Here is a 13,327-nt window from a genome sequence, read left to right as displayed (position 1 = left end):
GAAGTGTCGGACGAGGTCCTGGTGGAGCGCCGCGGCGCCGTGCAGGTGATCACGATCAACCGCCCGGAGGTGAAGAACGCGCTCAACGCGGCGGTCGCCAACGGAGTGGCCGAGGCGGTCGACGAGCTCGACTCCTCGGACGAGCTGTGGGCCGGGGTGCTGATCGGGGCGGGTGGCTCGTTCTCCGCGGGGATGGACCTGAAGGGCTTCCTGCGTGGCGAGAGCCCGGCGATCGAGGGACGCGGGCTGTGCGGCATCACCCAGACACCGCCGCGCAAGCCGCTGGTCGGCGCGGTCGAGGGCTGGGCCCTCGCGGGTGGGTTCGAGCTGTTGCTGGCCTGCGATCTGGTGGTCGCGGCCCGGACCGCGCGGTTCGGCGTGCCGGAGGTGAAACGCGCACTGGTCGCCGGTGCCGGTGCCGCGTTGCTGCTGTCCCGCAGGCTGCCGCTGGCGATCGCGCTCGAGCTGCTGCTCACCGGCGAGCCGTTCGGGGCCGAGCGGGCCGCGCAGGTGGGCCTGGTGAACCGCCTCACCGACGAAGGCGGCGCGCTGGAGGGCGCACTCGAGCTGGCCGCCACGATCGCGGCCAACGGGCCGCTCGCGGTCGCGGCCACGAAACAGATCGCCCGCGGCAGCGGGGACTGGACGCTGGCCGAGGGCTGGGACCGCCAGGCCGAGATCATGCGCCCGGTGTTCACCTCCGAGGACGCCAGGGAAGGCGCCACGGCGTTCGCCGAGAAGCGGGCGCCCGTCTGGAAGGGCCGCTGATGACGACCGCGTTCACCGCCGAGCAGGACGACCTGCGGGCGTCCGTGCGCGCATTCCTGGCGGACAAGGCGCCGAGTGCGGCCGTGCGCCGCTGGATGGACTCCGACGAGGGCTACGACCGTGCCGTGTGGCGGCAGCTGGCGGATCAGCTGGGCCTGCCGGGGCTGGCGATCCCCGAGTCCTACGGCGGCGCGGGCGGCAGCGCCGTCGAGCTCGGCATCGTCCTGGAGGAGATGGGCCGGACCCTGTTGCCGGGACCGTACTTCGCGACCGTCGCGCTCGCCACCCAGGCGCTGCTGGCGAGCGAGGACGAGGATGCCAAGGCCCGCTGGCTGCCCCGGATCGCGGACGGCTCGCTGACCGCGACACTGGCGGTCGGCGAAGACGGCGGTTCCTGGAACCTCGACGACGTCCGGACGACCGCGGTGGCGGACTCGGACGCCTGGCGTGTCAGTGGCGCCAAGATGTTCGTCGTCGACGGCGACTCGGCCGGGCTGGTGCTCGTGATCGCCCGCGCCGACGACGGCCTCGGCCTGTTCGCGGTCGAGGGCGGCACGCGCATCCGGCTGACCGCGCTGGACCCGACCCGCCGGCTGGCGCGGGTGGAGCTCGACGACGTCCCGGCGGTCCGCATCGTGTCCACAATGGATGGTCTGCGGCGGGCCCTCGACCTGGCCGTGGTGGCGCTCGCGGCCGAGCAGGTCGGCGGGGCGCAGGCGTGCCTGGACGCCGCCGTCGAGTACGCCAAGATCCGGGTGCAGTTCAACCGGCCCATCGGCTCGTTCCAGGCCATCAAGCACAAGTGCGCGAACATGCTGCTGGAGCTGGAGGCCGCCCGCTCGGCGGTCTACCACGCCGCCGCGGTCGCCGGGACGGACGAGCTGGCGGTGGCGGCCGCGGTCGCCGGGTCCTACTGCGCGGAGGCCTACACGCACATCGCCAAGGAGAACATCCAGATCCACGGCGGTATCGGCTACACCTGGGAGCACGACGCGCAGCTGTACCTCAAGCGGGCCAAGGCGAGTGAGCTGCTGTTCGGTGCTCCCGCCTGGCACCGCGCACGGCTGGCCGACCTGGTCGGGATCTGAGGAGACCAACGCGATGACCGATGCACCGACCCGGGAGTCCGGGGTCGAGACCGACGAGCAGTTCCGCCTGCGGCTGCGGGCCTTCCTGACGGAGAACCACCCGGGGAAGCGCCCGCGGGGCGTCCTGGACCGGCGCGCCTGGCAGAAGGCGTGGCTGGCCACGCTCTACGACGCCGGCTTCGCCGGGCCGAGCTGGCCGCGCGAGTACGGCGGGATGGAGTTGTCCTTCGCACAGCAGGTGATCTACCAGGAGGAGTACGCGCGAGCGCGGGTGCCCGGTCCACAGGGGACGGGGCTGGGCATCGCCGCGCCCACGATCATCAAGTACGGCACGCCCGAGCAGAAGGAGCGTTTCCTGCGGCCGATGCTGCGCGGCGACGAGGTGTGGGCCCAGGGCTACTCGGAGCCGGGCGCGGGTTCGGACCTCCCGTCGTTGCGCACCACGGCGCGCCGCGAGGCCGGCGGGGAAGAGTACGTCGTCAACGGGCAGAAGGTGTGGAACACCCACGCCGACCACGCCGACATCCTGTTCTGCCTGGTGCGCACCGGAACCCAGGAGTCGCGGCAGAAGGGCATCACCTACCTGCTCATCGACGCGCACGCGCCGGGGGTCACGGTTCGCCCGCTGCGGGACCTCACCGGGGGCGAGCACTTCACCGAGATCTTCTTCAACGACGTGCGGGTGCCGGTGGCGAACCGGATCGGCGATGAGAACGAGGGCTGGCCATTGGTCCGGACCAGTCTCGGCCACGAGCGCGCCGCGGGGGCGATGAACCAGGCCGCGACCTACCGCCGGGTGGTGGACGAGCTGATCGAGCTCGCCCGCGAGCGCGGGGTCGCGAGTGACCCGGGCGTCCGCGATCGGCTGGCGGACTTCGAGATCCGGGTGCGGATCATGCGCTACAGCGGGATGCGCACCATCTCCGACATCCTCTCCCGCGGCGAGCCCGGCCCGGCGTCGTCCACCTCGCGGCTGTTCATCACGACGTTCGAGCAGGATCTGCACGAGTTCGCCGTCGACATCCTGGGCCCGGACGGGCTGTTGCTGCGTGACGACCCGCGGGCCGTGCAACGCGGCCGCTGGGTGGGCGGGTTCCTGTCCACCCGGGCTTCGACGATCGGCGCGGGCACCGCCGAGATCCAGCGGAACACCATCGCCGAACAGGTGCTCGGCCTGCCCCGCGACCCGGCGATGCCGCCGCGATGACAGCGCAGGACTTCGCCACCCGGCCCTCGATCGACCTGCAGGAGCTGCTGGAGCTGGAGGTGATCGAGCGAGACCTGTTCCGCGCCAACGCGGTGTTCGACGACCCGTACCCGCTCTACGGTGGCCAGGTCGCCGCCCAGGCGCTGCTGGCCGCGGGCGCGACCGCGCCCGAAGGCCGGCTGCCGCATTCGCTGCACGGCTACTACCTGCGTGGCGGGGACGCGTCCCACCCCACGGTGTTCCGCGTGGACCGCGACCGCGACGGCCGGTCGTACTCGGCCCGCCGGGTGGTCGCGATCCAGCGTGGCGAGGTCATCTTCTCGATGTCCACGTCGTTCCAGGTCGTGGAGGAGGGGCCGGACCACCAGGTCGAGCCGATGCCCGCGGCCGGCGACCCGGGCGCACTGCCTTCGTTCCTGCTGCCGCGCCTGACCTCGATGGAGGGCAGGCTGCCCGCCCAGCCTGCCGAAGGCATCGAGTGGCCGACCCGCTTCTGGGCCCGGTGCACGCTCTCGCTGCCGGACGACCCGCTGCTGCACGCGGCCACGCTGACCTACCTGTCCGACATCTCGACGGGCCTGGCGCCGCTGCACGACGAGACCCACCAGTCGGGCGCGACGCTGGACCACGCCGTGTGGTTCCACCGCCCGGTCCGCGTGGACGACTGGGTGCTGCTGGACCTGGTGCCGCACAACGTCGCGGGCGGGCGGGGCTGGTACACCGGCAGCATCCACGCCCGCGGCGGCGTGCTGGGCGCGAGTCTCGCGCAGGAGACGCTCTACCGCCGTCGCTGAAGGGGCCGGACGGGCCGCCCGGGTCCAGGGTGTCGCGGTGGGTGCCGTCGCCTTCCGGAGGCCGCGCCCGAGGTGTTCGACCAGCGCGAGGACGACGGCGTGATCCTGCTCGACGCCGAGCGGGGCTTTCCGAACACCAGCGCCACGCAGCCGCAGCTGGAGGGCGACATCTTCTTCCGCAAGGACGGCGGACGAGCACCTGCCCGTCCGCCGCCTGCTCGACCCCGACTTCACGGCCAAGCGGGCGGAGAAGTGGTGCCCGCGGATCGGATCGTCGGCAGCGAGGTGTTCGACGGGCAGGATTGACAGCATGTTGTCAATTTGACAAGCTCCTGTCATGATTGCTTCCGGGCATCCACTGCCGCGGCTGGTGGACGAGGTGCTGCGTACCCAGGGGCGCCTGCTCGCCGCGACCGGCGACTTCGGTGCGGAGGAAGGTCTCACGGGTGCGCAGCTGCTCGTGCTCACCGCCGTGGTGAACGCCGAGCGGGCGCCCACCGTGCCCCAGATCGGACGCAGCCTCGGCCACACCAGGCAGAGCGTGCAGCGCCTGGCCGATGCGTTGCTGGCCCGTGGTTTCCTTGCCGCGAAGGACAATCCGGACCACAAGCGGGCGCCGCTGCTGGTGCCCACCGAGGCCGGGCGCGCCGCGCACCGGCGCGCGCACGAGCGCAGCCGGCCGTGGGCCGCGCGGGTCTCCGCGGGGATCGACCCGGCTGAGCTCGCGCGCGCGGCCGAGACGCTGCGGCTGCTGCGGACCCGGTTGGAGGCCGACGCGGCGGAACAACGACGTTCGAGTTGAGGAGGCCGTGATGTGGGAGTTCAGCACCGAACCGGAGTTCCAGGCGAAGCTGGATTGGATGACGCGCTTCGTCGTCGAGGAGGTGGAGCCGCTCGACCTGTTGTTCCCGGCGGGCGGTGATCCCTACGACAAGGGCAACGCGGCGTCCCGGGCGATCCTGAAACCGTTGCAGGACAAGGTCAAGGCGCAGGGCCTGTGGGCCTGCCACCTCGGCCCGGAGCTCGGCGGCCCTGGCTACGGGCAGCTCAAGCTGGCGCTGATGAACGAGATCCTCGGCCGGTCGTACTGGGCGCCGACGGTGTTCGGCACCGCCGCGCCGGACACCGGCAACGCCGAGATCCTCGCCATGTTCGGCACCGCGGAGCAGCGGGCGCGCTACCTCGAGCCGTTGTTGGACGGCGACATCGTCTCCGCGTTCTCGATGACCGAGCCGCAGGCCGGGGCGGATCCGAAGGAGTTCGTCTGCCGGGCCTGGCACGACGGGGACAGCTGGGTCATCGACGGTGAGAAGTGGTTCACGTCCAACGCCCGCTTCGCCGAGTTCCTGATCGTCATGGCCGTCACCGACCCCGACGCCGCACCGCATCAGCGGATGTCGATGTTCATCGTGCCCGCGGACACGCCCGGCATCGAGATCCAGCGCAACGTCGCCACCATGGCCGAGCGGGACGACCTCGATGAGGGTATTCACGGCTACATCCGCTACCGCGAGGTGCGGGTGCCCGCCGACGCGATCCTCGGCGGCCCCGGTCAGGGCTTCGCGGTGGCGCAGGCGCGCCTCGGCGGTGGCCGGGTGCACCACGCGATGCGCACCGTCGGTCAATGCCGCCGTGCGTTCGACATGATGTGCGAGCGGGCGCTGTCCCGGCGCACCCAGGGGCAGCGGCTGGCCGACAAGCAGGCCGTGCAGACGTTCATCGCCGACTCGTGGATCGAGCTGCAGCAGTACCGGCTGCTGGTGCTCAACACGGCGTGGGTGATCGACACGCAGCCGCACGGCGCGGCGCGGACCCAGATCGCGATGTGCAAGGTCGCGATGGCGAAGGTCTACCACGACATCGTGCAGCGCGCCCTGCACCTGCACGGGTCGCTGGGCACCACGCACGAGACGCCGCTGGCCGGGATGTGGATGAGCGTGCCCGCCCTCGCGCTGGCCGACGGGCCGACCGAGGTGCACCGGACGACGATCGCCAAGCAGCTGCTCAAGCAGTACAGCCCGGCCGAGGGCCTGTTCCCGAGCGAGCACATTCCGCCGAAGCTGGCCGCCGCCCAGGAGCGCTACGCCCACGTCCTGAAGGAGTTCGCATGAGCGCCGCCTTGTTCGACCTGTCCGGCAAGATCGCCCTCGTCACCGGCGGGAGCCGCGGACTGGGCCGGGAGATGGTGCTCGCCTTCGCCCGTGCCGGCGCCGATGTCGTGATCACCAGCCGCAAGCTCGAGGGGTGCCGGGAGGTGGCCCGCGAAGTCGAGGCGCTGGGCCGGAAAGCGCTTCCGGTCGCCTGTCACGTCGGGCACTGGGACGAGCTCGACGCGCTGGTCGACGCCGCGTATGCCGCCTTCGGGAAGGTGGACATCCTGGTGAACAACGCCGGGATGTCGCCGCTCGCACCGTCTTCGGCGCAGACGTCGGAGGAGCTGTTCGACAAGGTCGTCGGCGTCAACTTCAAGGGACCGTTCCGCCTCGGCGCGGTCATCGGGGAGCGGATGGCGGCCGGGGACGGCGGGTCGATCATCAACGTGTCCTCCACCGGCGCGCTGATGCCGCAGCCGCGGTTCGGTCCCTATGCCGGGGCGAAGGCCGCGCTCAACGCGCTCACCCAGGTGCTGGCGCTGGAGTACGGGCCGAAGGTACGGGTCAACACGTTGTCGGCCGGGCCGTTCCTGACCGACATCTCCCGGTCCTGGCCGGAGGAGCACCGGAGGAGGACGCGCAGCGCGCTCGGGCGGCCGGGCAATCCGGAAGAGGTCGTGACGAGCGCGCTGTACCTGGCCAGCCCGGCATCGAGCTACACCACCGGCGCGCTGTTGCGTGTGGACGGAGGCTTGTTCTGATGGCCGGGCTGACCGAGTCGCTGCGGGAGCGGGCCACCGCCGCCGCCCAGGACTGGGCGCCAGGGTCGACGGTGACCTCGGTGTCCCCGCTGACCGGGGGCACGTCGAGCCTGACGTTCGTGGCCGAGTTCGCCGGCGCGCCGGCGGAACGGGTGGTGCTCAAGGTCGCGCCGCCCGGGCTCGCGCCGGTGCGCAACCGGGATGTGCTGCGCCAGGGGCGGTTGATGGCGGCACTGCACGGCCGGCCGGGGGTGCGGGTGCCCCCGGTGCTGTTCTCCGATCACGGTGAGCCGCCCGAGGTCCCGCCGTTCGCCGCGATGGGCCTGGTGCTGGGGGAGTGCGTCGAACCGGCGCTGAGCGAGGAACGCGACCCGGCGCGGTTTCCCCAGGTGCGTTCCCGCGGTCTGGACGCGGCCGGGGTGCTCGCGGCGATCCACGCCCTCGACCCCGCCGCCGTCGGTCTCGGTGATGAGCCGGTGATGACACTGGGCGCGGAGATCGACCGGTGGACTCGCGCGTTCAGCACCGTCCCGGCGGATCTGCAGCACGACTACGAGCGCTACGGCCGCCTGCTGCACGAGACGATGCCGGAACCGCTTCCGCCGGTGGTCAACCACGGCGACTACCGCCTCGGCAACACGCTGTGCACGAACGGGCGGGTGGAGGCCGTGATCGACTGGGAGATCTGGTCGGTCGGGGACCCCCGCATCGACCTGACGTGGTTCACCTTCTTCACCGACGAGGCCCACCATCCGGGCGCGCCGTCGGCCGAGCCGAGCGGGATGCCGACCGCGGCCGAACTGCTCGCCAGCTACGGCAGAGAACTGCCGGACATGCGCTGGTTCGACGCCCTCACCCGGTACAAGGAGGCCGGGGCGACGGCGCTGCTGGTCAAACGGGGCCGCAAGAACGGCGACCTGACCGGCTCCATGGCGCGCATGGTCCCCGCTCTTCCCGTCCTGCTCGAAGAAGCCGCGTCCCTGGTGTCCTGACCTCGCGTGCCGGATCATGGCGGCGTGGATGGTGAGTGGCGGCTGCCGTTGTGCGGGTCGCGGTTGGTGGTGCCCGGCTCGGCGGCGGCGGCATGGCATGCCGCACGGATGTTGCGGTGGCTGGGTGCCGACGTGGAGTCGGTGGCGTCCAACGTGGAGTCGGAGGCGGACTGGGCGGCCTCGGGCGCGATGGCGTTGACCGGGCGGCGGGACGGGCCGCCGCTGCTGCCGCCGGGGCAGGCGGCCAGCGCGGTGCGTGGCGCGCTGCTGGCGATCGGGCTGTTGGCCGGACGTGCGGTGCGCCTGCCCGGCGCGGGGGTGTTGTCGGAGCGGGCCGCCGTCGCGGGGTTGCGGCGGAACGCGCCGTTCTCGGCCGGCTGTGCGTTCCAGGTGCTGCCCGCCGCCGACGGGTGGTTCGGCGTGAACCTGGCACGCGAGTCGGACACGGAGCTGCTGCCGGCCTGGCTCGAGGAGTCGGACCCGGTGCTCGAGCGGGCCGTCGCGGGCCGGACGGTGGCCGAGTTGGCGCAGCGCGCCCGGTTGCTGGGGCTGCCGGCCGCCGGTCTGTCCAAAGGGGACGACGAGCAGCTGGCCGCCCGGGGGCAGGCGGGCGAGGTGCGCCCGTTCGTGCTGACCGGCCGTGGCCGCCCCGGGACGCGACCAGTGCCGCGACCGTTGGTGGTCGACCTGTCGTCGTTGTGGGCGGGGCCGTTGTGCGGGCATCTGCTGACCCTGTCGGGCGCGCGGGTGGTGAAGGTGGAGAGCGTGCGCCGGCCCGACGGGGCGCGGCGCGGGCCGCGCGCGTTCTACGACCTCCTGCACGCCGGTCAGGAAGCGGTGGCACTGGATTTCACCACCCCCCACGGCCGCGCCGTGCTCGCCGGCCTGATCGAGGCCGCCGACGTGGTGATCGAAGGCTCCCGGCCGAGGGCGTTGCGGCAACTCGGCATCGACGCCGAGGAGGTGCTCGCCCGTGCCCGGGACAAGGTCTGGGTCAGCATCACCGCCTACGGGCGCACCGGTCCGTGGTCGAACGCGGTCGGCTTCGGCGACGACACCGCGCTGGCCGCAGGCCTTCTCACGTTCGACCCGGCGACCGGGACGCCGGCACCGTGCGCGGACGCCATCGCCGACCCGGTGACCGGGGTCAATGCCGCGCTGGTGGCGCTTGCCTGCGTGCGGGCGGGCGGCACCTGGCTGGCCGACCTCGCGTTGCGGGAGCAGGTGGCGGCGACGCTGGTCGGTCCGGACGAGGCCGGCGAGCTCCCCGCCCCGGCCGCCCCGGCAGCGCGGCGCCCCGCCGGGGTCGCGCCGGAGCTGGGCGCCGATACGGTCCGCGTGCTGGACGAACTGGGGTTGTCATGACAGGTGTGCTCATCCGCGGGGCGGAGGTCGAGGGGCGCGTCGTCGATGTCCGGGTGCGGGGCGAGGTTGTCGCCGGACTCGGCGACCTGCGCCCGGAGCCCGGCGAGCGGGAGCTCGACGCGCGGGGCGGGGCGCTGCTGCCCGGTTTGCACGATCATCACCTGCACCTGTTGTCGCTCGCGGCGGCCGCCGCGTCCGTGCGCTGCGGGCCGCCCGAGGTCACCGACCTCGACGGGCTGGCGCGGGCGCTGCGGGCAGCGCCGGGCTGCCGGGTGCGCGGGATCGGCTACCACGAGAGCGTGGCCGGAGTACCCGACCGGCGGATGCTCGACAGCCTGGTGGCGGACCGCCCGGTGCGGCTGCAGCATCGGGGCGGTGCGCTGTGGGTGCTCAACACCCCCGCGCTGACCGAACTGGGACTGCTCGCGGAGTTCCCGGACGGCCGGCTGTGGCGGGCGGACGCGCGGCTGCGTGACCGGCCGGGTGACCCGCCTGACCTTGCCGCGGTGGGGCGGTTGCTGGCGTCGTTCGGGGTCACCGGCGTCACCGACGCCACGCCGAACCTGTCCCCGGACACCGTCGGCCTGCTGACTCGTGCGGATCTGCCGCAGCGGCTGCACCTGCTCGGCGCGCCGCGGGACGCACCGGTGCGCGCCGGGGTCACGATCGGGCCGCACAAGATCCTTCCCGCCGACCACGAGCCGCCGGACTGGGACGCGCTGCGGCGGGAGATCGCCGGGGCCCACAAGTCCGGCCGGCCGGTCGCGGTCCACGCCGTGACGCGCGAATCCCTCGTCATCACCCTGTCGGTGCTGGCCGAGACCGGGACGCTGCCCGGTGACCGGATCGAGCACGGCGCGCTGATCGGGCGGGACACCATCCCGCTGCTGGCCGGGCTCGGGCTGGTGGTGGTGACCCAGCCCGGGTTCGTCATCGAACGGCGGGACCAGTACCGGCGCGACGTCCCGGCCGCCGACCACGCGGACCTGTACCGCTACGCGAGCCTGATCGAGGCCGGAGTGCCGGTGGCGCCCAGCAGCGACGCGCCTTTCGCGAGTCCAGACCCGTGGTCGGTCATCGCCGCCGCCATCCGGCGGGACCTGACGCCGGGGGAGCGGGTGCCCGCCCGAACGGTGCTGGACGGGCTGCTGGCACCACTGACCGATCCGGGCGGACCACCCCGCCGCGTCGTCGCCGGTGCGCCCGCCGACCTGTGCCTGCTGCACGTTCCGCTCGCGCGGGCACTGTCCGCGCCCGACGCCCGCCAGGTCGCGGCCACCATCTGCGCGGGCGTCGTCGCGTACCGGTCCGGACTGTCCACTCGGGACACCGATCATGGTGCCGGCGGTGACGGGATAGACTGACGCCGCTATGGAATTCGACGAAGTGGTGCTCGACGGCGACGGCCGGCCCGCCGATCCGTTGCTGCTCGTCGATCTCGACGCGCCCGCCGAGGCGATGCCCCCGAGCGACCGCATCCGCGTCGGCGTCGGGACCGGGGAGCCGGCGGCGACGAGCCGGGAGCGGGCCGCGGCACTGGACCTGACCCTGGTACCGCTCGACGCCGCCGACGACGTCCATTCCGTCCGTTCCGCCGATCCGGTCGCCGACGCCGAGCTGCTCCAGGCCGCCGCCGAGGCGAACCCGCGGGCCGCGCTGGTGCTGGCCCAGGTACTGCGCGCGGACGGGCTCCCGGTGCCCGCGGCGCTCGATGTCGAGTCCTTCGCGTACTCGACGCTGCTGGGCGGGCCCGAGTTCAAGCGCTGGCTCATCAAGCGTGGTCCGCGGCCGCTGCCGCCGCCGGCCCGCGATCCGGTGCTCGTCGAGCGGGCGGGTGGGCTGCTGGAGATCACCCTCAACCGGCCTGAACGGCGCAACGCCTACGGCCGCGAGGTCCGGGACGCGCTCGTCGACGCGCTCCGGCTGGCCGTGCTCGACGAGACGGTCGACCGAGTGCTCCTGCGGGGCGCGGGCCCGGTGTTCTCGGCAGGCGGTGACCTCGACGAGTTCGGGACGACGCCGGACCTGGCGACCGCCCACTTCGTCCGCACCCGCGGTGGCGCCGGCCGCCTGCTGCACCAGCTGGCCGACCGGGTCGAGGTCCGGCTGCAGGGCAGCTGCGTCGGGGCGGGAGTGGAGCTTCCCGCCTTCGCCGGGACGGTGACCGCCCACCCGGACGCGACCTTCCGGCTGCCGGAAGTCGGCATGGGTCTCGTCCCGGGGGCGGGCGGCACCGTCAGCCTTCCCCGCCGCATCGGCCGCTGGCGCACCCTCTACCTGGCGCTGTCCGGACGGGCACTCGACGCCGCCACCGCCGTTCGATGGGGTCTGGTCGACGCCATCGAACGGTGATCGCGCGCCGGTGCGCCCGGCCGGGTTCAGCGGCGTACGGCCATCCCGGCGTCCACGTTGAGAACACTGCCGGTGAAGTAGCGGCCGGAGTCCGACAGCAGGAACAGCATCGCCTCGCTGACGTCGCGCGGCTCGATCATCGGCACGTCCGGCAGCAGCGTCTGCATCGCGTTCGCGAGGTTCGGGTAGGCGCCCATCACGTTGAACAGCTCGGGGTTCTCGGTCACCATCGGCGTCGCGCAGTTGGTCGGCGCCACGCCGTTGACCCGCACGTGGTACTGGGCGAGGTAGTTGGCGTACTGCTTGACCAGGCCGATCACCGCCAGCTTGGCCGTCCCGTACGCGTCGTCGCCGCCGGTGCCGTTGCCCATGCCGAGCAGCGCCGCCATCGAGCTGGTCGCGATGATGTTGCCGTGGTGGCCGGCCTTGCCGCGCTCGATCAGGTGCGGCAGCGCCACCTGGATCGTGTTCCACACGCCGACGAGCATCACGTCGATGCCCACCCGGAACGCCTCCGCCGCGTCGCGCTCCTTGGTGTTGCTCATGATCACCCCGGCATTGGCGATGACGGTGTCGATGTGGCCGAAGCGCTCCACGCCGGCGTCGAAGGCCGCCTGCAGACCCGCCTTGTCGCGCACGTCCACCGTGCGGGTCAGCATCGACCGGCCGGTCTTCTCCACCAGCTGGGCGGTCTCCGCGAGGTCCTGCGCCGTGCCGAGCTTGTAGGGGACGACGTCGATGTCCGCGCAGATGTCGATGCCGACGACGTCCGCGCCCTCCTCGGCGAACCGCACCGCGTGCGAGCGGCCCTGCCCGCGTGCGGCGCCGGTGATGAACACGACCCGGCCGTCGAGTTTTCCCATGGTCAGCAGTCCCTTTCGTCACTTCCGTCAGGTCGTCGAGCTCGGAAAGAGCTTAAATAATGCACTGAATGGCCTCCCGTCGCAACGTCCGTCCCCGTCCCGCGCCGCCGCCCGCCGCGGCGCGGGACGCGCGCGAATACCAGGACGTCCGCGCGCGGGCAAGTCCCATCAGTAGAATGAACGAACTGAGCAGATGAAGGGAGGGGCTCGTGGTCGCGACGCCCAAATCGACCGTCGTCCGGGTGCCCAAGGCCGGGGAGATGGTCGCCGCGCAGCTGCGGCGGCAGATCGTGACCGGTGAGCTGAAGGAGGGTGACGCCCTCCCGCCGGAAAGCGCCCTGATGGCCCAGTTCGGCGTGTCCCGCCCCACCCTGCGCGAGGCGTTCCGGATCCTCGAGTCCGAGCAGATCATCCAGATCCGCCGTGGCGCCCGCGGTGGCGCACACGTCCTGGTCCCGGACGCGGCGGCGGCCGGCCGGTACGCCGGGACGCTGCTGCAGTACCGCGGCGCCACCCTGGCCGACCTGCACCAGGCCCGCGGGGCGCTGGAGTCGACGGCGGTGGGGGCGCTGGCGCGGAAGCGTTCGGCGGCGGACCTGCGCCGGCTCGAGAGGGCCCTCGTCGAGGGCGAAGACCTCGTCGGCGACCCCATCGCCTTCGCCGAGAAGCACGACCTGCAGTTCCACCGCCTGCTGGTCGAGCTCGCCGGCAACCAGACGATGATCGTCCTGGTCGACATGGTCTTCTCCATCATCGAGCGGCACAACCAGTCGTTCATCAACGCGCACCGCGACGACGGCAGCGCGGAGCCCTCGGTGAAGGCGACGCAGAAGGCGCACGCCAAGATCGTCGACCTCATCCGGGCCAAGGACGCCGACAAGGCGATCGCCTTCTGGCGACGGCACCTCGACCAGGTCAGCGAATACATGATCAGCGATCCGGCGGAGACGGTGCTCGACGTGCTGTCGTGAGCCACCCTGCTTAATCATTGAGCTTTTTCTCCGCAAAGATCTGCCTGATTCGCTTCACCCGACCGGGGTAGTT

General features: G+C 72.5%; 14 protein-coding genes. 13 read left to right on the top strand and 1 reads right to left on the bottom strand.

Features of this window, described 5'->3' with window-relative positions:
- Positions 1–3 precede the first annotated feature (3 nt).
- From LWP59_RS24310 to LWP59_RS24255, 12 genes are all read left to right on the top strand, one after another.
- Positions 4–768, top strand: a complete 765-nt coding sequence (locus LWP59_RS24310) for a crotonase/enoyl-CoA hydratase family protein (protein ID WP_144643569.1) — start codon at positions 4–6, stop codon at positions 766–768.
- A complete protein-coding gene (locus LWP59_RS24305; protein WP_144643568.1) occupies positions 768–1,856 on the top strand; it encodes an acyl-CoA dehydrogenase family protein in 1,089 nt (362 codons plus the stop codon). Before LWP59_RS24310 ends, LWP59_RS24305 begins: the two co-directional genes overlap by 1 nt.
- 13 nt (positions 1,857–1,869) lie before the next feature.
- Complete coding sequence (locus tag LWP59_RS24300; protein WP_144643567.1) at positions 1,870–3,063, top strand: acyl-CoA dehydrogenase family protein; 1,194 nt, start codon at positions 1,870–1,872, stop codon at positions 3,061–3,063.
- Positions 3,060–3,857, top strand: coding sequence for an acyl-CoA thioesterase (locus tag LWP59_RS24295; RefSeq protein ID WP_144643566.1), 798 nt, complete (start codon positions 3,060–3,062; stop codon positions 3,855–3,857). The genes LWP59_RS24300 and LWP59_RS24295 overlap by 4 nt, the downstream gene beginning before the upstream one ends.
- Positions 3,858–3,929: 72 nt before the next feature.
- Positions 3,930–4,163, top strand: coding sequence for a hypothetical protein (locus LWP59_RS24290; RefSeq protein WP_222425694.1), 234 nt, complete (start codon positions 3,930–3,932; stop codon positions 4,161–4,163).
- Between the two features lie 31 nt (positions 4,164–4,194).
- The gene (locus LWP59_RS24285) at positions 4,195–4,659 is read left to right on the top strand and encodes a MarR family winged helix-turn-helix transcriptional regulator (protein ID WP_144643565.1); all 465 of its coding nucleotides are present in this window, start codon (positions 4,195–4,197) and stop codon (positions 4,657–4,659) included.
- Positions 4,660–4,669: 10 nt separating this feature from the next.
- Entirely contained in the window at positions 4,670–5,968 is a 1,299-nt protein-coding gene (locus tag LWP59_RS24280) for an acyl-CoA dehydrogenase family protein (protein ID WP_144643564.1), read from the top strand.
- Entirely contained in the window at positions 5,965–6,711 is a 747-nt protein-coding gene (locus LWP59_RS24275; protein ID WP_144643563.1) for an SDR family NAD(P)-dependent oxidoreductase, read from the top strand. Before LWP59_RS24280 ends, LWP59_RS24275 begins: the two co-directional genes overlap by 4 nt.
- Entirely contained in the window at positions 6,711–7,703 is a 993-nt protein-coding gene (locus LWP59_RS24270; RefSeq protein WP_144643562.1) for a phosphotransferase family protein, read from the top strand. Before LWP59_RS24275 ends, LWP59_RS24270 begins: the two co-directional genes overlap by 1 nt.
- Positions 7,704–7,727: 24 nt before the next feature.
- Positions 7,728–9,068: a CoA transferase gene (locus LWP59_RS24265; protein WP_229857160.1), complete on the top strand. Its 1,341-nt coding sequence runs from the start codon at positions 7,728–7,730 to the stop codon at positions 9,066–9,068.
- Positions 9,065–10,432, top strand: coding sequence for an amidohydrolase family protein (locus LWP59_RS24260; RefSeq protein WP_144643561.1), 1,368 nt, complete (start codon positions 9,065–9,067; stop codon positions 10,430–10,432). Before LWP59_RS24265 ends, LWP59_RS24260 begins: the two co-directional genes overlap by 4 nt.
- Positions 10,433–10,439: 7 nt before the next feature.
- On the top strand, positions 10,440–11,420 hold the full coding sequence (locus LWP59_RS24255) for an enoyl-CoA hydratase/isomerase family protein (protein ID WP_144643560.1): 981 nt from the start codon (positions 10,440–10,442) through the stop codon (positions 11,418–11,420).
- 26 nt (positions 11,421–11,446) lie between these two features.
- On the opposite strand, the gene LWP59_RS24250 is transcribed toward LWP59_RS24255, so the two are convergent.
- On the bottom strand, positions 11,447–12,283 hold the full coding sequence (locus LWP59_RS24250) for a mycofactocin-coupled SDR family oxidoreductase (protein WP_144643559.1): 837 nt from the start codon (positions 12,281–12,283) through the stop codon (positions 11,447–11,449).
- 209 nt (positions 12,284–12,492) lie between these two features.
- On the opposite strand from LWP59_RS24250, the gene LWP59_RS24245 reads away from it, so the two are divergent.
- Positions 12,493–13,254, top strand: a complete 762-nt coding sequence (locus LWP59_RS24245) for a FadR/GntR family transcriptional regulator (protein WP_222425691.1) — start codon at positions 12,493–12,495, stop codon at positions 13,252–13,254.
- Positions 13,255–13,327 lie beyond the last annotated feature (73 nt).

Source organism: Amycolatopsis acidiphila (genome assembly GCF_021391495.1).
Lineage (GTDB): Bacteria > Actinomycetota > Actinomycetes > Mycobacteriales > Pseudonocardiaceae > Amycolatopsis_E > Amycolatopsis_E acidiphila.
This window is presented reverse-complemented; position numbering and strand designations above follow the sequence as displayed.

What these genes read in the sequence shown, in the direction of transcription:
- LWP59_RS24305 (WP_144643568.1), top strand. Translation starts at nt 768, where the DNA reads ATGACGACCGCGTTCACCGCCGAGCAGGACGACCTGCGGGCGTCCGTG.
- LWP59_RS24300 (WP_144643567.1), top strand. Translation starts at nt 1,870, where the DNA reads ATGACCGATGCACCGACCCGGGAGTCCGGGGTCGAGACCGACGAGCAG.
- LWP59_RS24295 (WP_144643566.1), top strand. Translation starts at nt 3,060, where the DNA reads ATGACAGCGCAGGACTTCGCCACCCGGCCCTCGATCGACCTGCAGGAG.
- LWP59_RS24285 (WP_144643565.1), top strand. Translation starts at nt 4,195, where the DNA reads ATGATTGCTTCCGGGCATCCACTGCCGCGGCTGGTGGACGAGGTGCTG.
- LWP59_RS24280 (WP_144643564.1), top strand. Translation starts at nt 4,670, where the DNA reads ATGTGGGAGTTCAGCACCGAACCGGAGTTCCAGGCGAAGCTGGATTGG.
- LWP59_RS24275 (WP_144643563.1), top strand. Translation starts at nt 5,965, where the DNA reads ATGAGCGCCGCCTTGTTCGACCTGTCCGGCAAGATCGCCCTCGTCACC.
- LWP59_RS24270 (WP_144643562.1), top strand. Translation starts at nt 6,711, where the DNA reads ATGGCCGGGCTGACCGAGTCGCTGCGGGAGCGGGCCACCGCCGCCGCC.
- LWP59_RS24260 (WP_144643561.1), top strand. Translation starts at nt 9,065, where the DNA reads ATGACAGGTGTGCTCATCCGCGGGGCGGAGGTCGAGGGGCGCGTCGTC.
- LWP59_RS24255 (WP_144643560.1), top strand. Translation starts at nt 10,440, where the DNA reads ATGGAATTCGACGAAGTGGTGCTCGACGGCGACGGCCGGCCCGCCGAT.
- LWP59_RS24250 (WP_144643559.1), bottom strand. Translation starts at nt 12,283, where the DNA reads ATGGGAAAACTCGACGGCCGGGTCGTGTTCATCACCGGCGCCGCACGC.